Below are 26,615 nucleotides of genomic sequence, written 5' to 3'. Positions count from 1 at the left end.
ATACATTTAAAACCATTTATGTCGTTAAAATAATTATATCACTTTTTTGTTAATTTTCCAAATAAATTAAATCTAAAAAATAACAAAGTATACTCAAACGCATTAATAATATCCAATTTATTTCAACCAGGACGTTCATCTCTAATATTATTTTTTCATAATTAAGACATTTATATAATTTATCGTATAAATAACCATATTTTTTGTGACTATATTTTTACCGTTAATATTGTTAGTAACAGTTAAATTTTTTGAAAAATATATTATTCCTGATGGTAGCAAACGTTTTATCGTAAAATGTTGATCAACTACTTTCCATACTTTTTGTCGGCAACCAGGATTTGACTAATACTATTTTTCAAGTTCTTTTTCTTTTCAGCTATGATTAGTTAACTAACTTTTCTTTAATAATGTCCCATACCGTTCGTGCATCGTGTCCAATTATATATTTTAAATCTTCTTTTAATTGAAAATTATAAATACCAAATCATAAAAAGTTAACTATTAATTTAGTTTAATTTAGTTAACTTTTTTAAGTTAATTATAGGATATTGGAATTTATGCAAACAAAGCAATATTTAATTTTGCGGTTGTTAGTGAAAAAGTATGGTAAAGATGCTGTTATTAATACTGTTAATAACAGCACAATATTCTGTATAGGTTCCGATAAGTTGGACCATATTTATGTGGACTTTCAAATAAAATATAATTATGAAGAAAGTAAAAATATAAAAATAGGAAGAAATTTATATACCGATGAATTTAAAAAACAAATTGTTTTACTTTATCAAAATAGCAAAACATTCTTGAAATTTTTAAATAATATAAGGTGTCAAAATCAACTATATATCAGTTAATTGAAAAATTTCATAATTCTGGATTTTTTAAAGCGAAAAATAATCGCACTGTTGAAGAAAATGAACTTGATTGCCTTGCGAAAATAATTAATCTAATTACAAATGAAAAACAACCCTTTAAAGCAAGTAGTGCTGATAATTAATAAAAAAATAGAAATTATTAACAATAATAAAGAAAAATATTCTGTGCGAAAAATTGGTCAAATAGGATCAAAATTAAAGATAGCAAAATCAATATATTACTATCAAATTAATAAATGTGGCTATGGTTGATGTTAATAATTATGAACAAAAAGTTATCAGCGCATTTAATGCTAATCGTAAAAATTTATGAATCTTGTAAAATTAAAGCTTTTTTAATTTTAAAAAATATTATCTTATCGCGAAGAAAAATTCACCAAATTATGATTAAAGATTAGTTAGTATCTAAATACACCAAATTAAAATATCGTAATCATAATTTGGTGGTTAATAACGACGAAATTAGCAACGTTTTAAACTGTGAATTTAATAATTAATAATAAAAAACACAACCCAATGAAGTTGTTGTTAGTGATTTAACATATGTTCAAGGTGGTGTTAAATGACATTTGACATTATCCTTTGTTTGTTGATTGACTTGTTTAATCGTGAAATAATTGGCTATAGTTTCGAGACAAACAAAACAGTACAACTAGTGCAAAGAAACCTTTTATTCAATTATAAGATCATTAAAACAAATTACGTTATTTCATACTGACTGGGGGCAATGAATTTAAAAATAAAATAATTGATAATACCTTAAATATTTTTAACATCAAACAATCATTAAGTAATAAAGGCTATCATTATGATAATGTTATGGGTGAAACAACTTACAAAAATTTTAAAACATAATTTATCAAGAGGCAAAAATTTATAAATTTAACTCAATTAAAATACAAATTATTTAACTTTGTGCATTGATATAACAATATTTGAATTAATGGTAGTTTAAATTATTTAATACCTGTTTAATTTAGAAAACAACAGTCCATATAAAAAGTGTCCTAAAAAAGGTTTCCAATCCAATATTTGCATTTAGATTATATTGTTTTGCTGCTATTCAACAACTTTTTTGTTTAATTTCATTAATTATTTTTTTCTAAATTATGATGTATATTTGTTATATTTTTGTTATTTTATTGTCATATAAATGCCCCTCATATAAAAATTTAGCAAAATCTTTTTTTATTTTACTTACTTTTTGGGGCGCACTCTTAAATATATTTTTTTATTTTTATGTCATATAAAAAAAACAGAAATTAACATTTTTAATTGCAAATTACCTTAGATTTTATATAATATAATTATTTGGTATTGAATGTTTTATAGCAAGTAAAGGGTTTAATATTTAAGAAAATTATTATATTATTATTGCTATGTTTTTTTAACAAAGCAATAAAACGAAAGAAGGCATTTTAAAGATGGCAATATCAGACGTATTGAAAAATACATTTAACATTTCGCCAAAATCACCTCGTAAATTTATTGCGATCGACTTAGGCACCACTAATTCAATTGCTTATGTTGAGGGGAGAGGCATTATTTTTAATGAAGCATCAGTAATGGCATTTGAAATTAGAACTAATAAACTAATAGCATTGGGGGGCGATGCTAAAAAGTTAATTGGAAAAACTCACGATAAAATTGAAATTTATTCACCATTACGAAATGGTGCAGTTACAGATTTAACTATTGCAGAAGAATTTATTAAACAAATAGGAAAAAAAGCAAAGATAACTGGTTTGTGAAAAAATGCTATTGTTTTAATTGCGTGTCCCAAAAATGTTACAGACTTAGAAAAACAAGCAATGATTAAAATGTGCAAAAATATTGGTGCTGACTTTGTAAAAATTGAAGAAGATTCATTAATGGCAGCCTTGGGAGCGGGCGAAAATATTTTTGCACCAAAAGGAACTTTCATTTTAGATATTGGTGGCGGAAAAACAAGTTGTGCCATTATATCCGCTGGTGGAGTTGTTGAAAGTAAATCAATTAAAACAGCCGGAAATTATATTGATGAAGAAATCTTAAAATATATTCGTGCAAAACATACCATATCAATTGGTGTCGTAACAGCTGAACAAATTAAAAAACAAATTGGTTCATTATACAAAACAAAAGAAAATAAAAAAATGATTATTTTTGGCCGTGATGTTGTAACAGGAATGCCAAAAGAAACCGAAATTTTAGACTCAGAAATCAGAAAATTATTAATAGGTATTTTTTCATTAATTACGCAATTAATAACAGAAGTTTTAGAAAAAACTCCTGCTGAATTAACTAGGGATGCTGTCGCTAACGGTATTTTAGTTACTGGCGGATGTTCCCAAATTGCTGGAATGAAAGAATTCTTATCCGAGTATTTCCAAATTCCTGTTCGAATGGCTAAAAATACTGACACATCTATTATTGACGGATGTATCGCCTATGAGAAAAAAATTAGAACTGAATTAATTGAAGAAAATAAAAAAAATAGATAAGGATTTTAAATCATTATCTATTTTTTACAATTTACATTTTTTGTTAACTAATCATACAGGATGCTTTTTGTAATAAAATAAGTTAATTAAAAGTCATTTATTTTAAAAAATAACTAATATTTTTTAAAATAATTTACGATTTTAATTATAACATATTAAGTTTTGGTTGGCAAAACTTTAATTTAATAATTGTATTATTGGTCATATTTGGTCATATTATTGTTAGAAAAGGAGGAAATATTCCTTTTTTTAAAGAGTTTTAGGATATAATTAACATATATTTTTGAATTTGGTTGAACTGGGGTACTTATAATGCGAAGTGATAATATTAAAATTTTAAAAATTAAACCAATTAAAAGAAGTATTATTAAAGACCAAAATAATGGTCAGCAAGATCTTTTTTTAAGCAATAAAGCAACTTTTTTGCAAAATGAAAATAGTCATTTTTTTAAAAATAATTATGATTCATCATTTACTTTGTCTCAAAATCAAACTTCTGACCAAAATAATGATTTAAATGCTGTAATACAAATGAAACAAGCTCATAATATAACTTTAAATTTAAATAATCCTGATGCTTTAAATATTTTACATAATCAAACGGAGAAATTAAAACAGGAAAAGATAAATTTTCATCAGCGCTTAAATAAGATTAAATCAACTTTTGATGAAAAATCTCCTTTGTATAATAAAGAATATTTGCATGAACCCCTAGTAATAACAAAAAAGATTAATTTAATAAATTTTAATAATAAGAATAATAATGTTGTTTGGAATGATCATACGGAAAAGAAAATTGAACGAGTAGTTTTAGAAGAACAAGATCGTGATTTTGCTCAGAAAATAATGCAAAAGGATCAGCAAAAAAATAGTCGGTCATTAGCTAATCCTATTGATAATAATCAAACAAGAGAATCAAAGCCTCTTTTTGCAAAACATTTGTCTAATTTTTCTTCATCAAGAGTAACACCAAAAAAAGATGTTTTTTTTACCCAGAGTTATAATAAGCCCCCTTTACCAAAAGAAGAAGATAAAACATCATCTAAATTATTAAAAGGGGCAGGTGAATCAAACCAAGATAATAGTTTTGTTATTAAAAGGAAAGAAATTCTAGAAGTAAAGCAAGACATTAATTTAGTTATGCCTTCAGAACAAAATAGGCAATCGTATAACGAGACCGAGACAACGGAATGAGATATCACAAATCGTCCTAATTTAGGTGTAGAGCAGACAACTAATAAATATTATTATCAAGAAGAAAAGAAACCCCAACAAGCAAAAACTTTCCAAATGTTACAAGAAAAGGAAAATTATCAAAAAGAAATTCCGCGGGCAGTAGAACTTGAAGAAATAGATGGAACTTATAAGATTGATAATTTTTACGCGAAGTTATTTAATTATAATATTAATGAACATGCATTAAACCAAAAAGGAAAAATTAAAACTAATAAAATTAGGGAAAAAAAGACAAAACAGCTTAATAATAGCGAGGAAAAGTTAGCAAAGAAACAAACAAAATTTTCTGTGCAAGCAATAACAATGTTTAATGATAATTATCAAGTTCGACAATTATCAAATGGTCGCCGGCGAATTACTAAAATTAATAAAAATAACATTATTAAGTGACGATATACAATTGTTTTAGCAGCCCGTTTGATGGCGATTGTTGGCTTAATTACGTTATATAGTACTTTTTTATTATTTAATAATTGAGTTAATAATTCAGCATTAGATTTATATAATTTTATTGAAATTAATTTTTGGAAACTTGATTTTATTGCTGTTAATCACCATTATTTTTTTATAAATCGAATTTTTATGTTAACTTTAATTAGTATTTATGCGGTGATTGTTATTTTGCCATTTTGTTTAGTATCGAATTTTAAGATACAACTTTATTGTTTTTTACCATTAAGTTTAATATTTTTGTGTGGGGTTATTGGTATTGCTTTATATGGGTATTTTTTTATGAATATTAACTTTAGTTTAATTAACAATATTCTGCAAATTATTATTAGTTACAGTTTTTTACTGTTAGCAAATCTTTTAATGGTGATCGGAATTTTTAGAATTAAAAAGCAAAGTTTTTAAGAGATAATCCTGGTAATTTAAAAGAAGAGGAAAATACCTTCTTATTTATATTTTTAACTTTCAATGTTAATGTTAAATATTATTAATTATTATTAAAAAGGAAGTGATGAACAATAAAAAAAGTTGTGGTTGGTTTGTCTGGTGGTGTTGATTCATCAGTTAGTTTATATTTATTACAACAAGCGGGTTATAATGTCGAAGGTCTTTTTATGCGAAATTGAGACAGTCAATTAAATAATGATATTTTAGGCAATAAAGCAATTAATAATACAATTTGTCCGCAAGAACTTGATTATAATGACGCTGTTCAAGTTAGCAAAACATTACAAGTACCCTTGCATCGGGTTGATTTTATTAAAGAATATTGGGAGTATGTTTTTAAACATTTTATTAGTGAATATGAAAAAGGACGAACTCCTAATCCTGATATTTTGTGCAATAAATATATTAAATTTGATTATTTTTTAAAGTATGCCATTAATAATTATGATGCTGATTTTATTGCTATGGGGCATTATGCCAAAGTTTTTTATAATGAGACATTAAAAGAATATCAATTATTACGGGGAGTTGATAATGATAAAGATCAAACTTATTTTTTAAGTCAGTTGAATCAACAACAATTATCAAAAACCTTTTTTCCATTGGAAAATTTAACAAAAAAAGAAGTGCGGGCAATTGCCACGGCGCAAAATTTAAGTACGGCTAACAAAAAAGATTCAACTGGGATTTGTTTTATTGGGGAACGTTATTTTAAAAAATTTTTGCAAAATTATATTCCAAATCAAATTGGAAATATTGTTGATATTGAGACAGATGAAGTTATTGGAGAACATAATGGGGTTATGTATTATACAATCGGACAACGACGCGGTTTAAATTTAGGTGGAATGAGTGGACCGTATTTTGTTGCCAAGAAAAATGTTACGAATAATATTTTATATGTTGCAAAAAGTAGTGAGGAAAAATGATTATATTCAACTAGTTGCACCATTAATGATATTAATTGAATTAATGATTTGCCAGCAAAAGAATTTGATTGTACAGCTAAATTTCGTTATCGTCAAAAAGATATTCCAGTTAAAGTAACAGTTTTAAATGATAATAAATGTCTTGTTCAATTTGCAACAAAAGTAAAAGCAATTACACCAGGGCAAGCAGCTGTTTTTTATCAAGACAAAGTGTGTCTTGGTGGGGGTGTTATTAATGATTTTTATTTAGATAATGAAAAATTATGTTATTTATAAAGAAGATCTACTAGCGTGGCGGAAAAAATACAGGGTTATTTAAAATTAATTGTTTTTGAATCAAAGAATGGTTATCGGATTTGTAAATTTCAATTAGAAAATAATAAAACCCATTTTATTTTTATTAAAGGATTTTTATCAGCTTTACAACCAGACCAATTATATGAATTAATGGGAGACTTTATTTATAATGAACGTTATGGCGAAAATTTTGAAGTAACAGAAATTAATAAGATTTCGCCCTATAGTAATGATAAGGTATTAAAATATTTAACTAGTAGTTTATTTCCAACTATTGGACCTAAAATAGCACAAATAATTATTGATTATTATCAAACCGATGTTATTGCCCAAATTAAAGAAAATTTAACAACATTAAATCAAATTCCAGGCATTAGTTCTAAACAAGCTAATATTATTGCCAAAGTATTTAAATCAATGAGCCGTGATTATGAATTAAATCATCAATTTAATCAAAAAGGATTATCGTTACAAGTTTTATCCTTATTAAAAACAAAATATAATGTTGATCAAATTTATGCTATTTTAACAAAAGATACTTTTTCATTATTGTTAAAAGATAATATTTCTTTTAAAATAATTGATAAGATTTATTTAGCATTTAAACAAGACCTCGTGAGCAATATTAGGATTGGTTATTATGCTTGATATTTAGCAAAAGAATTTTGCAACAATAGTGGGTATACTTATTTGACTTTAGATGAATTAACAGCCCTTTTATGAAAACGTTTTCCAACTTTCACAAAGAACATTTATTGGCTGGTTTGAAATATAGTAAGGAAATTAATTTGTTAATTTTTAAAAATGACAAAATTTATGTTACTTAAGTATATCATAGTGAAATTAACATTGCCGCAATGTTAGCGGGTTTAAATACAACCAATCAATATGATGACAAAAAACTAACAACTGAGTTAGCGATGTTAACAAGTAATAAGAAAATTACTTATAATATGCAACAAACAAAAGCTATTAAGGACGCTGTTTATGCTAATTTTTTAGTTATTATTGATGGACCAGGAACAGGTAAAACAACCGTTGTTGATGGGATTGTTGGCTTATTTTAAAAAGTTTATCACCAATCAGAAATTGTGTTAGCAGCTCCCACTGGTAAGGCAGCAAAACGATTACGTGAAAAAACTGGCCAACTAGCATTAACTAACAATTCATAAATTATTAAAATATGATGCTTTTAAAAATCAGTTTTTTATAATAAAAATAATCCTTTGGAAAATGATATTCTAATCCTAGATGAAGTTAGTATGGTTGATAGTTTATTATTAGCTCAAATTGCCAAAGCTAGTGTGAATTTACGAAAATTAATTCTAATTGGTGATCCTAATCAGTTACGTCCGTTGCTTGTGGGAATTTACTCAATGATATTATTCAAAGTAATGCTTTTAATGTGGTGAAATTTAATGAGGTTTATCGCCAGGAAGCGGGAAATGATATTTTAGAATTAAGCTATGCAATTGAGAAAGATAATTTTGAATATAACTTATTTGATAAAAAAGATGTAAAATTTGTTGCAGAAACTGACCCGCAAGAATTATTAAAAACTGTTGGTGATTTATACCAAAAGCTTATTGGTAAGCAACAAGAATATTATAATGCGGTTCAAGTTGTTTCCCGATGTATAATGGGACCAGTTGATATTAATACTTTAAATACTTACTTACAAGATCGTCTTAATCGTTCATATGGTCAGAAAGAAATTAAGATTGGTTATTGCCTTTTTCGTGTAAACGAAAAAGTTATGCAACTTAAAAATCGCCCGGAATTGGAAATTTATAATGGTGATGTCGGTGTTATTATTGATATTAGGAAAGATAAAAATTTAAATGATGTTATTATCTTAGTAAAATATGATCATGTTGTTGAATATAATAAAGAGTTGTATTATGATATTATTTTAGCTTATGCTTATAGTGTTCATAAATTACAAGGAAGTGAATATAATAATATTATTTTTGTTATCACAAGAAGTTTTTGAATAATGTTGAAGCGAAATTTAATTTATACAGCAATTACTCGTGCTAAAATGTAATTTACATTTAATTGGCGAACCAACCGTTTTTTTACAAGTTGTTAATAATTTACCACAAAAACGTCGAACAACCTTGCAAACAGCGATTAAAACTTTTATTATGAGCAATAAAAGCGAGTAAACAATCGGTTACTTAGGGCAATAAATTTTGAAAATTATTCTCCCTAAGATAAAATAGTTTACTTTTTTAGTCAAAACAGTTTTTTTGTTATAATGGTGGTGCTTAAAATTAAAATTTTCTTAATTTATTTTAAGCAAACATAGAAACATATATTTTATAGTTTTCATTAATTTATATTTAAAATGTGTAATTTAAATCCTCCTTTTTAATTGCGCATTTTATTTTTTATTTTACCAAGGTCATTTTAAAAACATTAATTTAAAAATTATATAATATCTTCGGACTAACGATAAAAAGTAATTTATTAATGGATTTTTAATTTGAAAGGAAAGAAATTATAAAATTTAAAAGAGTAATAACATTATTGACAATTACTATTTTTATTGGAATTAATATTTTTAATATATTAGCAAATAATCGATATGAGAAACAAGATCAAAAAATTATTCAATTTAATAAGATAAAAAATCAAAAAACTTCGGATTATAATTGAGGTTTTATTAAGGAAGCTAGTATAGAAATAATTTTAAAAACATTAAGAAAAAAATACCACATGATAAATTTTGATGAATTTAATGTCAGTATTTAAATGTCAGTATTTTAATGTCAGTATTTCAGATAATTATTATTGCGATGATTTCAGTGATGAATTATGCGTAAATCTGAAGATTAAAAAAGATTCATTAAATTATCTCGAATGATTAAATAAAAAAATAATATTTAAAATAATAACACAACAAAACCATGAATTTGAAAAGCGAAATACTACGCCATCAATATTAAACTTACTTACAACGATTGATATTGGAACAATGTAGTTTTATAGTAGGGATAATACGGTAGGGATTAATATTATCAAACGTTTATGTAACTTAAATAACCCGATTTTATCACGGTCAGATTTTTTGGCAAACTTTTAATTTAATTGAATTTCAATAACTAGGGCAACGGGTCGTTTATACCAGAATCTTAGGTTAGATGAAGGAATCATCAATGATATAATTCCTGATACTTTGATTTTTACTATTAATTTCACTTTTTTTCGTACTTTAAGTAAATATGTCCCGATAAGTTGGACCATATTTATGTGGACTTTCAAATAAAATATAATTATGAAGAAAATAGGAATATAAAAATAGGAAGAAATTCATCGGTATATGAATTTAAAAAACAAATTGTTTTACTTTATCAAAATAGCAAAACATTTTTGAAATTTTTAAATAATATAAGGTGTCAAAATCAACTATATATCAGTTAATTGAAAAATTTCATAATTCTGGATTTTTTAAAGCGAAAAATAATCGCACTGTTGAAGAAAATGAACTTGATTGCCTTGCGAAAATAATTAATCTAATTACAAATGAAAAACAACCCTTTAAAGCAAGTAGTGCTGATAATTAATAAAAAAATAGAAATTATTAACAATAATAAAGAAAAATATTCTGTGCGAAAAATTGGTCAAATAGGATCAAAATTAAAGATAGTAAAATTAACATATTACTACCAAATTAATAAATACGGCTATGGTTGATGTTAATAATTATGAACAAAAAGTTATCAGCGCATTTAAGCTAATCGCCAAAATTTATGGGTCTTATAAAATTAAAGCTTTTTAAATTAAAAAGATATTATCTTATCGCGAAGAAAAATTCACCAAATTATGATTAAAAATTAGTTAGTATCTAAATGCACCAAATTAAAATATTATAATCATAAGTTGGTGGTTAATAACAACGAAATTAGCAACGTTTTAAACCGTGAATTTAATAATAAACAACCCAATGAAGTTGTTGTTAATGATTTAACATATGTTCAAGTTGGCGCTAAATAAAATTATCTTTGTTTGTTAATTAACTTGTTTAATCGTGAAATAATTGGCTATAGTGTCGAGACAAATAAAACAATACAACTAGTGCAAGAAACCTTTTATTCAATTATAAGACCATTAAAACAAATTACGTTATTTCATACTAACTGGGGTAATTAATTTAAAAATAAAATCATTGACAATACCTTAAATACTTTTAACACCAAACAATCATTAAGCAATAAAGGAGGGCGCTATCCTTATGATAATGCTGGGGCTGAAACAATTTACAAAAGTTTTAAAAAATAATTTGTCAAGAGGCAAAAATTTATAAATTTAACCCAATTAAAATACAAATTATTTAACTTTGTGCATTGATGTAACAATATTCGAATTCACGGTAGTTTAAATTATTTAATACCCTGTTGAATTTATAAAAAACAACAGGCCATATAAAAAGTGTCCTAAAAAGGGTTGTCAATCAAAATATCATTCGTTTGAATTAAAATAGTGATTTTTTTCACTAAAAGTTTTAATAACATGAATATTAATGCCTTGTGGTATGCTATTAACAATTAAAGTTTTGTGATTTTTTAATAAATAATACTTTTTATTTCGTTTATGTTTTGTTTGATAAAATTTATAAATTAACTTTGATAAAAATCCCACTCGTAACATCTTTTCTCTTAACAATTATATAAAATTATATTATAATTATCAAGAGAAAAGAGGTGTTATTTATGAAATTTGCATTGTTTTTAGCAACAGGTTTTGAAGAAGGTGAGGCAATTATTACCACAGATATTTTACGTCGTGGAAGAATCAATTTGGAATTAATTAGTATTACCAAAACGTTAGAAGTTGTATCTTCCCATCATGTTACAATTAAAGCTGATAAATTAATTGAAGATGTTAAATATGAAAATTATGATGGGTTTATTTTACCAGGTGGTCGCATTGGAGTTAATAATTTAGCCAAAAACGAGATGTTAAAAGATTGATTATTGAAAGCCAATAATGATAAAAAAACAATTGCTGCTGTTTGTGCAGCACCCCAAATTTTAGGACATTTAGGAATTTTATATGACAAAGAAGCAACAAGTTATCCTGGGTGTACGGAAGGAATGGAAAAAGCAATTTATAATGATGAAGTGGCTGCTGTTACTGATGGACATGTTATTACAGGGGCGTCAGTTGGTTCAACAATGAATTTTGCTTTAGCAATTGCTGACCGTGTTTTAGGAGCTGAAAAAGTGATGAAATTACAAAATGAATTAGTAATTCGTGACTAATTCCGTTATGCAAATCCTTTACATATTAACTAAAAATTAACTAAAAAAAGAGTAAAATTAATGTAACATCAAAATGAGTAAGTTAATTTCATATTAATTATTTAACAACTCTTAGGGTGTTTTGATAAATTTTTCTTAATCCTTTGTTCAAATAAAAAAGGAGTTTTAAATTTTAGTCAAGGTAGATATGTTAATTTGCTATATTCAAATAACAAAGGTGGTATTTGAATAAATATTAAATTTATGTTCTATTTATTTAGAACTAAATTAAAATTAGGAGGAAAGAAAACGAAAAAGTTATTAGCTTTTTTATGATCTTTTTCAATAATTGGGGTCAGCGTTATATCTGCGACAGCATGTGCTACTAAACAAAGAGATTCATCGCTTGAAACTATTAAAAAAGAATTAGAACAATATGTTAAAGTACCATTTTTGGCTTCATCATCAATTATAACAAACGAACAATTAGCTGAAGAGTTAGGAAATCGCCTTACTTTAGCAAATTATAAATTAGTGATTAAAAATGATGAAACATTTGTTAAACCAAAAATTGCTGGCGGTAATGAACAATATAATACATTAGCTATTTCAAAACAACAAGAATCCAAAGGTGATTTGAAAATTGTTAATGGGACTGCTATCGTCAGTGTTTTAAGAAAAGATAAAGAAGAATTAAATATAAAAATTAAATGAGTTGTCAATGAATTATTACATTTAAAAAATGCTGTTAACAAGATTAATAGCACAAGTGATATAAAACCAAAAATTGATTTACCATTTCCACAGATTAAAGCAGGAATAAATCTAACTTTTGCTGACTTATATAATTTTATCAGTATCCTGCCGTTACCAACAGAAGAAATTATGAAAATTGATTTAACAAAAATTATGGAATCTGATTTTATTTCAAAATTTGATAATGTATTAGAAATTATTGATAATAGTGCCAAAAATATCGGGGTCAATATTAACAGTTATCTTAATAAAGATATTTCTTTTGATGAAACAATTAAAGGTAAAGGAACAGTTAGAGATCTGTTACATAATGCTGCGCCGGATTTAATTGCGTTATTACAATGATTTGTTAAAGATGGAAAAACAAAAATTAAAAAAACAAACAATACAATTTTACCATTAGTTCAGTATTTATTATCACCAATTAATCCATACTTAAAAGCTAACATTAATGCTGCTTTTGGTGAGAATTATTACTTTTATCAGAATTCTGAGACAAATTTAGATAGTTTAGTATTTTACTTATTAGTTGGTTATAAAGCAGAATATGAGAAAAATGAAAGCAAATATAGAATATCGGTACCATTTTTCGGAGAAATTGGTCAAAGGACAGTTGGAACATTTTTTGGGTTAAAAACATCTTTACTAGTTGGAAGTATTTTAGATATTTTTGTTTCAGAGAAAGATAAACAAGGAATTGATGCTGTTAACACTAATCTTATGCAACCATCAACATGAAAAGGAATTAAATCACACTTAACTTGATTTATTCCTAAAATTAACTTTTTCTTAGGACCATCATTAATGACTTATGCTGGATTTAATATTTTACGTGATTTAGGTGTAAGCAATACTGGTTTAAAAAGTAACGATGTTACAATGAACAGCGGGCGAGTTACCTTACAATTTAAAAATAAAACAGGGAACTGAGAAGATTTTACTGCTATTGTTGGTGAGAATGATAAACTTAATTTAAACCAAATTTTAAATGCTGTTGATTTTAAATTAAGTTTTACAGATGTTAAATTTAAAGTTACAGCAAAAGTAAATGATAAAATCACTTATGAGACAAATGGAAAATCCTTTTTTGACATATGTAAATTGTAAATCAAATCAAAATGGATTAGTATTAATTATTAATTTGGGAAAAAATTTAACAAAGACAGTAGTTGATATTAAAAGTGATATTCATCTTGAAGTTTTAAAAAATATTTTAGATGATTCAGCAATTAACAGTAATGTGTCGAAAGAGCAAAAACATTGTTAAATGATGTAAGGGGTGTTAATAATTTATTGTTGAAAATTAATGGAATTATTGATAAAAAAGCAGATAAAATATCTGCTAATAATTTAGCTATTATCAGCGATAATTCCCCGCTTTATAAAGGAACAGCCGTATTTTCTTTAAAAGTAAAATGAACGGCATAATTTAAACTCATTAATGAGTTTTTTTATTTTTAAAAATAATTTTCTTGAATATAAAAGTTATTTTAAGATAGGAGGGAAGAATAATGTATTATTCAATTTATGGAACAGTTCAGGATATAAATGCTAATTTAATTTATTTAGTAAATAATAATTGTGGTTATAAAATTAATTTGGTGACAAATAAATCATTTGAAAATATGATTAATTAAATTAATAATTCAAAAAATAATTCATTAGAGCGGTTATTATTTGGATTAGGAATTCGTCATGTTGGTAAAAACAGCGAAATTATTAGCCAGTCAATTTAAAACAATTGATAATTTAGCAATAAAGAAAATTTTTTGTGATTTATTAACAACCCCAACAAGTGGGGTTAAAACAGTAGTTAAATTGTTACAGCAAATTATTGTGGGATATTTATTGCTTTTAGTACAGAAAAATAATTTAACCGGAGATTGAACAATTACAGAGATTAAGGGTCCACAGTGGTCAATGGTCGTATTTTATTTAATGCTTTACAAAAAATATTTTACATACAAAAAATTTTAATAATTTACAAAACAAAATTATTACTTGTTTAAAAACACTTGGTTATTTTTTACCAATTATTTATCAAACAATTAATTCTATTAAAAACCACCATTTCAACTTGAACAATATTTAAAAATTATTTTAACAACAATTAATAAAAATGTTTCTTCATAACTTTTGCTAGGAAAATGCGATTAAATTTTTTAATAACTTAGTTATAATTACAAATATAATTAAGGTAAGATGTAAATATTACCAAAAATTATCAAATGGAACAACAACAAATTACTCAATATGTTTTAAAAATGATTATTTTAAAGGCAGTTGATTTAAAATTATTAAATCCAAATATTACAGAGCAAGATGTTACTAATTATTTATTAAAAATAATTTTAATTGAGAAAAAAATATTGATGTTAGTGATGCTGCTTATTATATTTTTAATATTAAACTTAATTATTAAATTTAATCAGATTATTTAATTTATGAATAATCAAAAAATTACTGACAGGATTTATTATTAGGTGATTTTAAAGATATGTTTATTTAATAATATATTATATTAGATATTAAATAGTGTACAATATTAATTATATAAAGGAACGAAAAAAACGTTTAAAGTAGCATAGTGGTGTCAAAAGTGGAAAAAAAAGAACAAGTTAAAAAAATTAGAGAACCAAAAGATAAAAAAACAATTTATTGATTAATTATTCGCATTGGAACATTAATTGTTTTAGTCGTGGCAATGATTTTCGGGGTTATTTTTTTAGCGGACGGTTTTCGTTATTCATATCAAGCAGGGATTGCTTATTCAGGAGGTTATCAAATTCAAGTTAATGTTTTTGATAAAAGATCTTCTAATTATGTTTCTGATCCTGATCTGCCCAATGGTAACAGTAAGAAGGGATTAGAATTATTACGGGATAAATTAGACCCATTATCAAACCAAAACTTGTATTTACAAACATTAGGCCGTAATTCAGTAGAAGTTGTTGTTGGAAAAGACATGTTTAAATCTTACAATGACTTGAGCAAAGCAATTCAACGGTTAGGAGCAATTTATTTAACTGATAGTAAAGGAAATGACTTATTAGTTAATTATAATAATGGTACAAAAGAACGAACACCATTAAGTGATGTTATTTCTAGTTCAACAACATGGGTTAACCAAAACCGTCGACCAATTATTACTTTACAAATTAAAGATCAACAAAAATGATATAGTATTATTAATGGTTTAAAACCGTCAGAACGAGGCGGCCAAGCACAGCTATTATATATTTGAACTGATATTGACCAAATGATTGATGATTTACGTCATGATATTGACAATATGTCATCAATTCAAATCTTATTTAATAGTGAGATTAAAAGTAGCGCTTCTTCAAGTGATTGAACAAAAATTAATAAAATTTTTGATATGGAATATTATGATCAAAGTTCTGCTCAAATGCAATCAGGAAACTTATTAGATAAGTTTGGTGTACCAATTTTACAAATTAGAGAATGAATGGAAGATGCTCGCTTTCGTTTTACCACAGTACCCCAAAGTCAATTATTAATTGACCCAAATGATAAAGCAGCAACAACAAATGAATACATTGACCCGTTACGCCCACAATTACAAACAATTATTGGGTATGATAAGACTTTAACTGAAACATATAAAAAACACATTATTAATTGAAGTTCAATTAAAAGTGGCGAAGGGGCAGCTGAAAATTCAAACCAAATTTTAACATCAACCGAAACAGAAGCCCGCCAAATTAGTAATTTAATTAATGGTGGATTGCGTGGTTTAGAATTTGTTATTAATGGATACCGTTTTGTTCCACCTGTTGTATCAGGCAATATCTTTAAAATTTCAATGATTATTTTAGGATTATTAGTCTTAGCTATCTTTGTTGTTTTATTAATTTATTATCGTTTGTTTGGTTTAATTGCTGTTTTAACGTTATTATTTACAATTATTGCAACATTGTATTTCTCATCGTTATTAAAGGTCGAAATTTCCCCAGAAAGTATTGCGGTCTTAATTATTGTCCTTGGTTTATCATTAGAAGGAAATTTACTCTTCTTCTCTCGTTATAAACGGGAACGCTATGAAAATAATATTCGGTTTGAACCGGCGATGAAAATTGCTAATAAACAAACAATCACAGTGTTTGTTGATGCTTTAGTTGTTTTAACGATTTTAGGATTATCTTTATTTTGAGCAGGAACTAATAATATTAAATCTTTTGCCACAATTTTATTAGTGGGCTTAATTATTGCTATTATTATGGCTTTTGCTGTTGCTCGTTTGATGTACTGAATTGTAATTAAGTTACATTGACAAGAGAAATATTGTTGATTAGATGTTTCACGCTTTTCATTATGAACATTCCTATTGAAAAAACGCGCAACATCATCCGCCTTGCTATCGAAAACAACAGCTTTAAATACAACAATGGCTCCTAGTTCAGAAGGAGATCCTAATAAACCAACCATTGGAACAACAGAACCAATCTTAACAATAGAAGATAAAAAAAACAAAAAAGTAAAGAATGGTAAATTAACATTTTATAATATTACAAAATGAACCCCAATTATTTGAATTATTTTATTAATCGTTGCCTTGACAATTGGTTTTGCAGGAAAAACTAATATTGCTAATTCAATTAAACCAGGGGTTAATATTACAATTAGTGAGGAGTTATGAGGAACTAGTGGATCTGGGCGAGTTATCGATGAAGTAGCTATTGAAAAGTTAAAAACTCATATAGATAATTTCCGTCAAACCAAAAATTATAGTTTTAGTTTTAATATTTATATTATTAAGAAACAAGAAAGTGGCGCAAGTAGTCGTATTTTAGTTGTTAGTACAAATATTACTAAAGGAACTTATGAAAGAGAATTAAAAGCAATTATTGCAACATTCTATAGCGCAAACCCGGAGGATCCGACATTGTCCTTGCAACGAACAAATCCAGTTATGGAGGGTTATATTTTAAAAGTGGCGGCAATTAGTTTGGCAATTGGCTTAGCATGTATTTTTGTTTATACTTTATTCCGTTTAGATTGAGCTCAATTTGCTGGTGTAGTGTTATCTGCTGTCTTTACCTTAATTGTTACAATTGATATTGCTATTATTACGCATATTTTAATTACATTTGAAATGTCAATTGCTTTTTTAACAATCTTTGGTTTTTCCATTGCCTTCGGGACAATGGTGATGGTCCGCGCGAAACAAAATAAAAAAGCAATTGACATTCGAGAGTATGAAACATTTTTTACCTATATGTCAGAGCATCATGCACAAATTAAGCACTTACGTCATGCACATAAATTTTATTATCAAGAGGAATTAAAAAAAATAGCATTAAAACATCCTAATTTAAAATTAAAAGAATTGAAAAAAAAATATCATGATCAATTTCACTGTATTAAAATGGTTGCAAAAGATATTAAAAGTAAAAATCATAAAATAATTTTAGAAATTCGCAAAGAGTTTCGAATTTATAATTATGAACATAACTTTTTACAAAAAGTTGCCAATGTTACAATTAAACAAATGCTACAACATTGTCTAACTTTAGGAATTATGTTTACGGTCTTATTAATTACCTTAGCAGCTTTTTCAGGAACATTATTTGGCTTTAATGTTGTTGTTTTAATTGGATTAATTATGGGAATGTTCGCAACATTATTTGTTACAATTCCAATTTGAGTAGCATTAGAAAAATATCGTGCTTTAAATAAAATCCGTGTTAAAAATTACTTAGATTCACAACGTGTTGAAGTTGATGAACAAATTGTCATTGGTATTAATGATTAATTAACCAAGAAAGTAATTTTTAAAAATGTATATAAAAAAATTATTGTTGGATATTCATAATTATCCCAAATCAGTTGTAATTTTTTGTGATATTAAGCCGTTGTTAAATAATGCGGCTGCTTTTAAAATTGTGATTGATCAATTAGCATCCTATTCGTTGGATCAAAAATTAACTGTTATTATTTGCTCCTAAGGTGCGCAGATTTATCTTTGGTCTCGCGGGGCGCTGTTAAGTTATGCTATTAACTTGCTTTTTATTCCTGTTCGAAATGCTATGGAAAGTTACCACAACAAGTTATTAATGTGAAATATAGTTATGAATATGCGGCTAATCATTAGACGTTCATGTGGTAATTTACAACCCAATTATCGCGCGTTAATTGTTGATGATGTTTTTTATTTTAGTATCAAAAGGAACAGCTCGCGCAATATATTAACTTTGTAACGCAAGAAAAAGCAAAACCGTTGTTGTGTTAGCGTTTGTGATTGATTTTAACATATTTAAATAAAAAAAGGTTTAGTTTCATACCCAATTAAAACCCTGATTGAATATTAATGTTAAACGCGATATAATTACAATAATTATAAGAAAAAGGGGTTGTTTGTAATGGATCAAGATATTAAATATGGGGAAGTATTAGCTCAAATTAAGCTATATATTAAAGATGAGACAACATTAAAGGAAATTCAGAAAGCATATGAATACGCCGAAGAAAAACACCATGGTCAAGTTCGTAATAGTGGAGCAGCGTATATTATTCATCCTTTATGAACAACTTTTTTTTTGGAACAATGACGAATGGGACCAAAAACCTTAATTGCGGGTCTTCTCCATGATGTCTTAGAAGATACTCCAGCCACATTTGAAGAATTACAAAATTTGTTTGGGATTGAAATTGCTAATTTAGTTGAAGGAGTAACAAAGGTTAGTTATTTCGCGAAAGAAAATCGTACCCAAATTAAAGCTCAATATTTACGAAAATTATACTTATCAATGGCGAAAGATATTCGTGTTATTATTGTTAAGTTGGCCGATCGCTTACATAATTTAAAAACAATTGATTATTTAATACCAGAACGGCAACAAATTATTGCTCGTGAAAGTTTAGAAATTTATTCTGCCATTGCCCACCGGTTAGGTATGACAGCGGTTAAACAAGAAATTGAAGATATTAGTTTTAAAATTATTAATCCAATACAATATAATAAGATTGTTTCATTATTAGAATCAAGTAATAAAGAACTAGAAAATACTATTAATCAAAAGATTGAAGAGTTAAAACAAATTTTGATTACTGAAAAAAAGATGTCAATTAAAGTTTATGGACGTAGTAAATCAATTTATTCGATTTATCGAAAAATGAATCAATTTGGAAAAAACTTTGATGACATCCATGATATTTTAGCAGTCCGCATTATTACGAACAGTGTTGATGATTGTTATAAGGTGTTAGGATTTGTACATCAGCATTATACCCCCTTAAATAATCGTTTTAAGGATTATATTGCGACACCAAAACATAATTTATATCAATCATTACACACTACAATTGCGTCTGAAGATGGTCTTATTTTTGAAATTCAAATTCGAACTGAGGAAATGGATGAATTAGCAGAGCAAGGGGTTGCCGCCCACTGACGTTATAAAGAGGGTGAAAATTATGATATTGCGAAGAAACAAAAAGATATTGATGATCGCTTAGATATTTTTAAACGTATTTTAGATTTAGAAAATATCTCGGTCCAAGAACGCGATGAAATTCAGCAAGAAGTTTATAAAACAGATCACTTAATGGAGCAAATAATTCAAAACGATATTTTTTCATCATTAATTTATGTGCTAACACCAAATGGGAAAGTTGTGACATTATCGTTTGGCTCAACTGTTCTTGATTTTGCTTATAAAATCCATTCTGAAATTGGCGAAAAAACAATTGGAGCGAAAATTAATGGATTATTTTCACCAATTTCAACGGTCTTAAAATCGGGAGATGTTGTTGATATTAAAACAGCAGCGACCCAGAAACCAAATCATTCTTGATTAGTAGTTGCTAAAACATCATCAGCATTACAAAAAATTAAAAAATATTTAAAAAAAGAACTAGTTGCAGCAAGCAACGATAGTAAGTTAATTAATTTAGAAAAAATTAAACAAACTAAAGCGCAAATTGAAGAGTATATTGCCAAAAAAGATTTAAAATGAAAACTAGTTGATGCAGAAACGCAATTGAAACGGCTACATGCTATTAATTTTAATAATATTGAAGATTTCTTATTAGATGTTGCTAATGATGAATATACTTTGGAGGAAACAATTAATTTAGTTTATCTTGACCGTGAAACAAGTCAAAATGAAAAAATTCTTAAAAAATTACAGGATAAACAATATAAAAAAGCTCAATTAAAAGATGACATTATTGTGCAAGGAATTTCGAACATTAAGGTTGTTATTTCTCAATGCTGTTTACCAATTCCTTATGAAGATATTACGGGTTATGTTACAAAAGCAGAAGGAATTAAGGTTCATTTAAAAACATGTCGTAATATTCAAAGCAACTATAAACAAGATCGACAAGTTGAAATTAGTTGAAACGAAACTGTTTGTAAAAATAAACAATATGATTGTGCCATTATAATTGAAGCGATTGAGCGACCAGCCTTATTGGTTGATGTGACAAAAGTGTTAAGTCATTTAAATGCTTCTGTGCAAATGATGACGGCTAATATTTCGAATGATTTAATTAATTTAACAATTAAGACAATTATTAAAATTAGTAGTGCTGATAGTTTACAACAAATTCGCTCATCATTATTAGCGATTCCCGACATTAAAGTTGTTGAACGCATTGTGATGTAAAATATCACATAAAACAAATAAAGTTTCATCTTCCTTTTTTATTGGTATAATGTACTTATTATTATTAGAAAAATGGAGGAAACTATGACAGTAAAGTCTTGAATAAAATTTAGTATTATTTGATTTTTAGTAGGAATTGTAATTATTATTGCTGGAGCTGTTGTACCAACTTTAAATCAACAAGTACCGGCGCTAAAACAAGAAATTATTAATTCATTAAGTGTTAAAAATTTTATTACCAATCCGTTAGAATGTTTGAGAGGCGATAGTGCTTATAATATTTTAAATTTTTTATTATCATATGGATCGTTTAAAGCAATTTTTAGTTTAAATGGTTTTGCTCTTTTTAAGTTTTGAGTAATTGATTTATATATTTTTGTCCCAATTTTTACATTATTTGCTGTTCCAACATCAATTTTTGTTGCTGTGTTATTAACACATACGACAACTGCCCATTGAAAATGGAATATTCGTTTATTAGTTGGAAAATGAATAACAATAATTGGCAGTTTTATTTTATATACTTCTTTATTTTTAGGATTATTTTTAATTGCAATTGCAGATGACTTTTCTTTTGTTCAAGAACAAGAAAGTCGTTGATTTAATTTACTAAAAGATCAAGTGTTAGTAACATGAATGAACAATGTCCAATTTCAACCAAATGTTTTTTCTGTTTTAGGTTTAATGATTAATCAAGAAGGGTTAGGACCATTTTTTGCCCAAACACCAGGCGTAATGCAAGCTGGGGCTGGATTAATTATTTTTGTGATGCCACTTGCTGTTGCTAGTGTTGTGATTGGTTTATCAATTAGCATTGCGATTAAATTGTTATTACCATCATCATCTGGTTTTCGCGGTTGCTTTGGTGCTAACCTTATCCAATGATTAGGATATATTAATATTTCTTCGCGTCGAGAGTTACGTCAACGATTATGAGGTAACGTTGGCATGATTGTCTTAATGCTTGGTTTTGTTGTGATTATGATTTTTCCCGCCTTTACATCGACAACAAGATATGTAGCAGCAAATTGAATTATTTTAAGTGTTGCAATTGTGTTAATGGTCGTTAGTTTTATTCCGTTGTATTTTATGTTATTTTGTTTAGCACGTATGCAAGAATTTTCATATAATTTATTAATGTTTGTTCAAATGCTAATATGATTAGTAATTGGTTTATTTTGACAAATTTTAATGTGAACATTATTTAAACAATATTTTCAATATCCAGCGGTAGTCCCAGCCATTACCACATTCTTTTTTGTTAATATTTTATTAGGTTCGTTTTATTTATTGGTGCGTGGATATCGAAAATAAGCTTTGAATAAAAACTTCTTTATTTCAAAGAAGTTTTTATCGTTTGATATGCTATAATCCTATTAATTAATTATGAACAGGAAAGGAATATTAAAATGACAAAATTTACAGCAAATACAATTCGAAAGATGTGGCTAGATTTTTTCCGTAGTAAGGACCATTGTGAATTACCGGCCGTATCGTTAATTCCCGTTGATGATCCATCATTACTATGAATTAATTCAGGTGTAGCAACTTTAAAACAATATTTTGATGGTCGTAAAACTCCACCCTCACCACGGTTAACAAATTCACAAAAATCAATTCGAACTAATGATATTGAAAATGTTGGTTATACTGCTCGTCATCATACCTTATTTGAAATGCTTGGTAATTTTTCGATTGGTGATTACTTTAAAAAAGAAGCAATTATGTATGCTTGAGAGTTTTTAACAGATAAAAAATGAATTGGTTTCGATCCAGATAAATTATATGTCACAATTTATAAAGATGATAAGGAAGCATATGAAATGTGACATAATGTTATTGGATTAAGTGATAACCGAATTATAAAAGGAAATAAAGATACTAATTTTTGAGAAATTGGAGAGGGACCTTGTGGCCCAAATACAGAAATTTTTTATGACCGGGGTGAAAAGTATGACCCTGGCCATTTAGGATTAAAATTATTACAAAAGGATTTAGAAAACGATCGTTATTTAGAAGTTTGAAATATTGTTTTTTCACAATATAATAATAATGGTGATGGTACGTATACTGATTTACCCCGCAAGAATATTGATACAGGGGCTGGATTAGAACGAATTACTTCAATTATTCAAGAAATGCCAACTAATTTTGAAACTGATTTATTTATGCCAATTATTAAAGTGGTTGAAGAACTAGTAAAAAAAGGGTTTCATTATAATGAAACAGCATTGTTTAGCGGTGATGTGCAACAATTAAAAATTAATACGGCTTTTAAGGTGATTGCCGATCATTTACGGGCAGTTACTTTTGCAATTGCAGATGGGGCTTTTCCTGGTAATAAAGATCGTGGTTATGTTATTCGTCGTTTGATTCGTCGTGCTAGTTTATATGGAAAAAAACTGGGGTTAGAAGAACCATTTTTATTTAAACTAGTAGCAATTGTTGTTAAAATTATGCAAGAATATTATTCTTATTTAGTGGAAAAACAACCAATTATTGAACAAACTGTCTTAGATGAAGAAAATAAATTTTTAAAAACATTAGAACAAGGAAACAAACTTTTTACCGAAGTTAAAAACAAATATGGTATTATTTCGAAAGAACATTCTTTTCAATTATTTGAAAGTTATGGTTTTCCAATTGAATTAATTGAAGAAGAAGCTCGTGAAGCGGGGATTAAAGTGGACCGGGCTGGTTTTGATGAATTATTAGAAAATGCCAAAACAATTTCACGGACTAATAGAAAAGATATTAAAGCAATTCAACTGCAAAATGAACTTTTTACCAAATTAGATGTTGTTAGTCAATTTGTTGGTTATGAACATGAACAAGTTAATAATACGGAAATTGTCTTTATGTTTGCAAATGATAAACTAGTTACAAAGTTAATAAATACAACAGGTTATATTATTTTGCAAGAAACACCATTTTATGTTGAAAAAGGTGGACAAGCGGCGGATCATGGCCTTATTTTAAAAGACAATACAACAGCTTATGTGCTTGATGTGCAACAAGGACCTAATAAACAACACTTACATTTTGTTAAAGTAGAAGGAATTTTACAGGTTGGCGATGTCGTTAATGCTTATGTTGATAGTAATCGTCGTTTTTATACGCGAAAAAATCATTCTGGTACGCATTTAATTCATACAGCGTTACGGGAAGTTTTAGGGATTCATGTTATGCAAATGGGTTCTTATAATGATGATGAAAGATTACGGATTGATATTACCCATAATCAACCAATTACTCAAGCTGAAATTACGGCGGTTGAAACGTCAGTTTATAAGGCAATTAAAGCGGCTATTCCTTGTGAAATAATTTATACTGACATTCAAACAGCATTATATGTTCATCACGCTTTAGCTTTTTTCACGGAAAAATATGATGCGGAAGTACGGATTGTTAAATTTGGCAATTATTCTTGTGAGCTATGTGGGGGAATGCATGTTGCTAATTCCCGAGATGTTGAAGATTTATTAGTAACAGGCCTTGAATCAAAAGGGGCTGGGACAATTCGTATTCATGCTATTACATCCAATAAAACGATTGCTAGTTATTTAAATGACCAGTTTTTAAAAGAGAAAACCGAAGCAATAAATTATTTTAATAAATATAATAAATATAATCAAGGAAAAACCAAATTACCTGATCATAATTTAGAAAAAATGTGAAATAAAATTAGTAATTTAACAGTGTCAAAAGTAAACTGGAAATTATTAAAAGAATTAGTTGGGCAATTTAAAGAAATTTTTAAACAATGACAAAAACACTATAAAAATAGTTTAATCCAACAATTTGTTAAACAGCATAATACCTTAGCACCACAAAAAAAAAATAACCTTAATATTTTAACTAATCAATTTTCAACAAAAGTTGATGTTAATGCTTTTAAAGCATTAATTGATGATTATAAAGCGCATTATTATAACTTAGTAATTTTATTAGTTGCAATGGGTGATGATAATCAAGCAACATTAGTTGTTGGTGTTAGTGATGATTTACATGATCGTTACCAAGCTAGCCAAATTATTAAGCAATTAAATCCGTTATTAGAAGGAAAGGGGGGTGGCAATAACAGTGTGGCACAAAGTGGTTTTAAAAATCGAAATAGTGATATTTTAACGAAGTTATTAATTGATCCTCTGGAATTTTTAAAACAACATGAATAAATATTATTTAGGCGTTGACCTAGGGACAAAAACCGTCGGTTTAGCAACAAGTCGTGGTCTTATTGCAACAGCGTATTGTGTTCACTTTTTTACCGAAAACGATTTTTTAGCAGCAGCACATTATTTAGCGGAATTAATTATAAAGGAATATTTTAGTGATATTGTCATCGGATATCCCAAAAATATGAATAATACCATTGGTTTACGAGCATTAATGGTTGATGATTTTGTTACTTTATTAAAATCTTTATTAGATTCAACTACTATATCAATTCATTTGGTTGACGAACGATTAACAACCCATCAAGCTCATCAAATTATGTTAGAAGCAAATCTTTCTCGTCAAAAACGAAAAAAAAAGAAAGATAGTTTAGCTGCGCAATTAATTTTAGAGACATATTTACAACAAAAATAAAAGATATTTTCTCTTTTATTTTTTTAGTTATTAACTGTACAATTATTAATATCAAAAGCAATAAAAAATGATATAATTTTAAAGAATTTATTGATAGTTATAATTTAAAATTTGAGGTAAGATGATGACTAGTAAGAAATTAAATGAAACAAAACAGTTACAAGAAATTAATAATAATTTAAAAATAAATGTTAATTAAACAATCCTTGTTAAAATGTTAACAAAGTCTTGAAAAAATCAGAACCATATTTAATATTAATGAAATAATACCAAACTTTAAATGTAAATAATTCAATTGATTTAAATCAACGTTATGAGAAAGAATATGAAAATTTTGTTAAATTGTTATTAGGAAAAGAAGCAAAATTTACAAAAATACCCAAACAGGAGTCGTTATTATCTAAAAAATTAATCAAAAAAGAAACTATCATCAAAAAGAAAATGATAGGTTTAAATCCTAGTCAATTAAGATTGTTAACAAAGTGAAAATTGTCCCGGATTGAAGACTTATTTCCATCACGGATTATTCGTGGTTATCAAGAATCACAAGAAGCAATTGAAATGGAATTACAACAACCTCGTCAATATTTTTTAAATAATAATGAAGCTATTTTAGCCATTTTAAATGTCAAAACAAAAGTTAAGGATGAAAAACAAACCTTTTAGATGA

29 protein-coding genes and 1 pseudogene are annotated in these 26,615 nt (G+C 26.9%); all 30 read left to right on the top strand.

Annotated features, from left to right (window positions below):
* Positions 1-205 precede the first annotated feature (205 nt).
* The 30 genes and pseudogenes from ACE38S_RS01850 (at position 206) to ACE38S_RS01705 (ending at position 26,611) form a co-directional block, all read left to right on the top strand.
* On the top strand, positions 206-349 hold the full coding sequence (locus tag ACE38S_RS01850; protein WP_374696123.1) for a hypothetical protein: 144 nt from the start codon (positions 206-208) through the stop codon (positions 347-349).
* 480 nt (positions 350-829) lie between these two features.
* On the top strand, positions 830-1,000 hold the full coding sequence (locus ACE38S_RS01845) for a hypothetical protein (RefSeq protein ID WP_374696112.1): 171 nt from the start codon (positions 830-832) through the stop codon (positions 998-1,000).
* On the top strand, positions 960-1,136 hold the full coding sequence (locus ACE38S_RS01840) for a hypothetical protein (protein ID WP_374696122.1): 177 nt from the start codon (positions 960-962) through the stop codon (positions 1,134-1,136). Before ACE38S_RS01845 ends, ACE38S_RS01840 begins: the two co-directional genes overlap by 41 nt.
* Entirely contained in the window at positions 1,130-1,276 is a 147-nt protein-coding gene (locus tag ACE38S_RS01835; protein WP_374696121.1) for a hypothetical protein, read from the top strand. The genes ACE38S_RS01840 and ACE38S_RS01835 overlap by 7 nt, the downstream gene beginning before the upstream one ends.
* 164 nt (positions 1,277-1,440) lie before the next feature.
* Positions 1,441-1,626, top strand: a complete 186-nt coding sequence (locus ACE38S_RS01830) for a hypothetical protein (protein ID WP_374696120.1) — start codon at positions 1,441-1,443, stop codon at positions 1,624-1,626.
* Between the two features lie 676 nt (positions 1,627-2,302).
* Positions 2,303-3,361, top strand: coding sequence for a rod shape-determining protein (locus ACE38S_RS01825; protein WP_374696119.1), 1,059 nt, complete (start codon positions 2,303-2,305; stop codon positions 3,359-3,361).
* Between the two features lie 312 nt (positions 3,362-3,673).
* Complete coding sequence (locus ACE38S_RS01820) at positions 3,674-5,452, top strand: ABC transporter permease (protein ID WP_374696118.1); 1,779 nt, start codon at positions 3,674-3,676, stop codon at positions 5,450-5,452.
* A gap of 113 nt (positions 5,453-5,565) precedes the next feature.
* Positions 5,566-6,699, top strand: a complete 1,134-nt coding sequence (gene mnmA, locus ACE38S_RS01815) for a tRNA 2-thiouridine(34) synthase MnmA (protein ID WP_374697109.1) — start codon at positions 5,566-5,568, stop codon at positions 6,697-6,699.
* A 15-nt stretch (positions 6,700-6,714) separates the two neighbouring features.
* Positions 6,715-7,515, top strand: a complete 801-nt coding sequence (locus tag ACE38S_RS01810) for a YrrC family ATP-dependent DNA helicase (protein ID WP_374696117.1) — start codon at positions 6,715-6,717, stop codon at positions 7,513-7,515.
* A gap of 62 nt (positions 7,516-7,577) precedes the next feature.
* Positions 7,578-8,177, top strand: a pseudogene (locus ACE38S_RS01805) (AAA family ATPase).
* Positions 8,129-8,767 carry an ATP-binding domain-containing protein gene (locus ACE38S_RS01800; protein ID WP_374696116.1) on the top strand — a complete coding sequence of 213 codons (639 nt, stop codon included), beginning with the start codon at positions 8,129-8,131 and terminating at the stop codon, positions 8,765-8,767. Before ACE38S_RS01805 ends, ACE38S_RS01800 begins: the two are co-directional and overlap by 49 nt.
* Entirely contained in the window at positions 8,754-8,888 is a 135-nt protein-coding gene (locus ACE38S_RS01795; protein ID WP_374696115.1) for a hypothetical protein, read from the top strand. The genes ACE38S_RS01800 and ACE38S_RS01795 overlap by 14 nt, the downstream gene beginning before the upstream one ends.
* 364 nt (positions 8,889-9,252) lie before the next feature.
* Entirely contained in the window at positions 9,253-9,477 is a 225-nt protein-coding gene (locus ACE38S_RS01790) for a hypothetical protein (RefSeq protein ID WP_374696114.1), read from the top strand.
* Positions 9,464-9,706: a hypothetical protein gene (locus ACE38S_RS01785; RefSeq protein WP_374696113.1), complete on the top strand. Its 243-nt coding sequence runs from the start codon at positions 9,464-9,466 to the stop codon at positions 9,704-9,706. The genes ACE38S_RS01790 and ACE38S_RS01785 overlap by 14 nt, the downstream gene beginning before the upstream one ends.
* Before the next feature lie 412 nt (positions 9,707-10,118).
* Complete coding sequence (locus tag ACE38S_RS01780) at positions 10,119-10,289, top strand: hypothetical protein (protein ID WP_374696112.1); 171 nt, start codon at positions 10,119-10,121, stop codon at positions 10,287-10,289.
* On the top strand, positions 10,249-10,425 hold the full coding sequence (locus ACE38S_RS01775; protein WP_374696111.1) for a hypothetical protein: 177 nt from the start codon (positions 10,249-10,251) through the stop codon (positions 10,423-10,425). Before ACE38S_RS01780 ends, ACE38S_RS01775 begins: the two co-directional genes overlap by 41 nt.
* 306 nt (positions 10,426-10,731) lie before the next feature.
* Entirely contained in the window at positions 10,732-10,875 is a 144-nt protein-coding gene (locus tag ACE38S_RS01770) for a hypothetical protein (protein ID WP_374696110.1), read from the top strand.
* A 560-nt stretch (positions 10,876-11,435) separates the two neighbouring features.
* A complete protein-coding gene (locus ACE38S_RS01765; RefSeq protein ID WP_374696109.1) occupies positions 11,436-11,987 on the top strand; it encodes a DJ-1 family glyoxalase III in 552 nt (183 codons plus the stop codon).
* Between the two features lie 195 nt (positions 11,988-12,182).
* On the top strand, positions 12,183-13,829 hold the full coding sequence (locus ACE38S_RS01760) for a hypothetical protein (protein WP_374696108.1): 1,647 nt from the start codon (positions 12,183-12,185) through the stop codon (positions 13,827-13,829).
* Complete coding sequence (locus ACE38S_RS01755; protein WP_374696107.1) at positions 13,810-13,989, top strand: hypothetical protein; 180 nt, start codon at positions 13,810-13,812, stop codon at positions 13,987-13,989. The genes ACE38S_RS01760 and ACE38S_RS01755 overlap by 20 nt, the downstream gene beginning before the upstream one ends.
* 26 nt (positions 13,990-14,015) lie before the next feature.
* Complete coding sequence (locus ACE38S_RS01750) at positions 14,016-14,150, top strand: hypothetical protein (protein WP_374696106.1); 135 nt, start codon at positions 14,016-14,018, stop codon at positions 14,148-14,150.
* An 83-nt stretch (positions 14,151-14,233) separates the two neighbouring features.
* Positions 14,234-14,359, top strand: coding sequence for a hypothetical protein (locus ACE38S_RS01745; protein ID WP_374696105.1), 126 nt, complete (start codon positions 14,234-14,236; stop codon positions 14,357-14,359).
* 58 nt (positions 14,360-14,417) lie between these two features.
* Positions 14,418-14,699 (top strand): hypothetical protein, encoded by a 282-nt coding sequence (locus ACE38S_RS01740; protein ID WP_374697179.1) that lies wholly within the window; start codon positions 14,418-14,420, stop codon positions 14,697-14,699.
* Between the two features lie 251 nt (positions 14,700-14,950).
* Positions 14,951-15,163, top strand: a complete 213-nt coding sequence (locus ACE38S_RS01735; protein WP_374696104.1) for a hypothetical protein — start codon at positions 14,951-14,953, stop codon at positions 15,161-15,163.
* Between the two features lie 149 nt (positions 15,164-15,312).
* On the top strand, positions 15,313-18,498 hold the full coding sequence (locus ACE38S_RS01730) for a protein translocase SecDF, variant type (RefSeq protein ID WP_374696103.1): 3,186 nt from the start codon (positions 15,313-15,315) through the stop codon (positions 18,496-18,498).
* A 607-nt stretch (positions 18,499-19,105) separates the two neighbouring features.
* Positions 19,106-21,355 (top strand): RelA/SpoT family protein, encoded by a 2,250-nt coding sequence (locus ACE38S_RS01725; protein ID WP_374696102.1) that lies wholly within the window; start codon positions 19,106-19,108, stop codon positions 21,353-21,355.
* Between the two features lie 84 nt (positions 21,356-21,439).
* Positions 21,440-22,669, top strand: a complete 1,230-nt coding sequence (scm1, locus tag ACE38S_RS01720; protein ID WP_374696101.1) for a motility-associated protein Scm1 — start codon at positions 21,440-21,442, stop codon at positions 22,667-22,669.
* A 95-nt stretch (positions 22,670-22,764) separates the two neighbouring features.
* Positions 22,765-25,530, top strand: a complete 2,766-nt coding sequence (gene alaS, locus ACE38S_RS01715; RefSeq protein ID WP_374696100.1) for an alanine--tRNA ligase — start codon at positions 22,765-22,767, stop codon at positions 25,528-25,530.
* Positions 25,523-25,945: a Holliday junction resolvase RuvX gene (gene ruvX, locus ACE38S_RS01710; protein WP_374696099.1), complete on the top strand. Its 423-nt coding sequence runs from the start codon at positions 25,523-25,525 to the stop codon at positions 25,943-25,945. Before alaS ends, ruvX begins: the two co-directional genes overlap by 8 nt.
* A 342-nt stretch (positions 25,946-26,287) precedes the next feature.
* Positions 26,288-26,611: a hypothetical protein gene (locus ACE38S_RS01705; RefSeq protein WP_374696098.1), complete on the top strand. Its 324-nt coding sequence runs from the start codon at positions 26,288-26,290 to the stop codon at positions 26,609-26,611.
* Positions 26,612-26,615 lie beyond the last annotated feature (4 nt).

The sequence above is a fragment of the Spiroplasma endosymbiont of Polydrusus formosus genome (genome assembly GCF_964263245.1).
Taxonomy (GTDB): Bacteria; Bacillota_I; Bacilli_A; order Mycoplasmatales; family Mycoplasmataceae; genus Spiroplasma.
The sequence above is the reverse complement of the archived record's forward strand: the minus strand, read 5'-3'. Positions and strand labels throughout refer to the sequence as shown.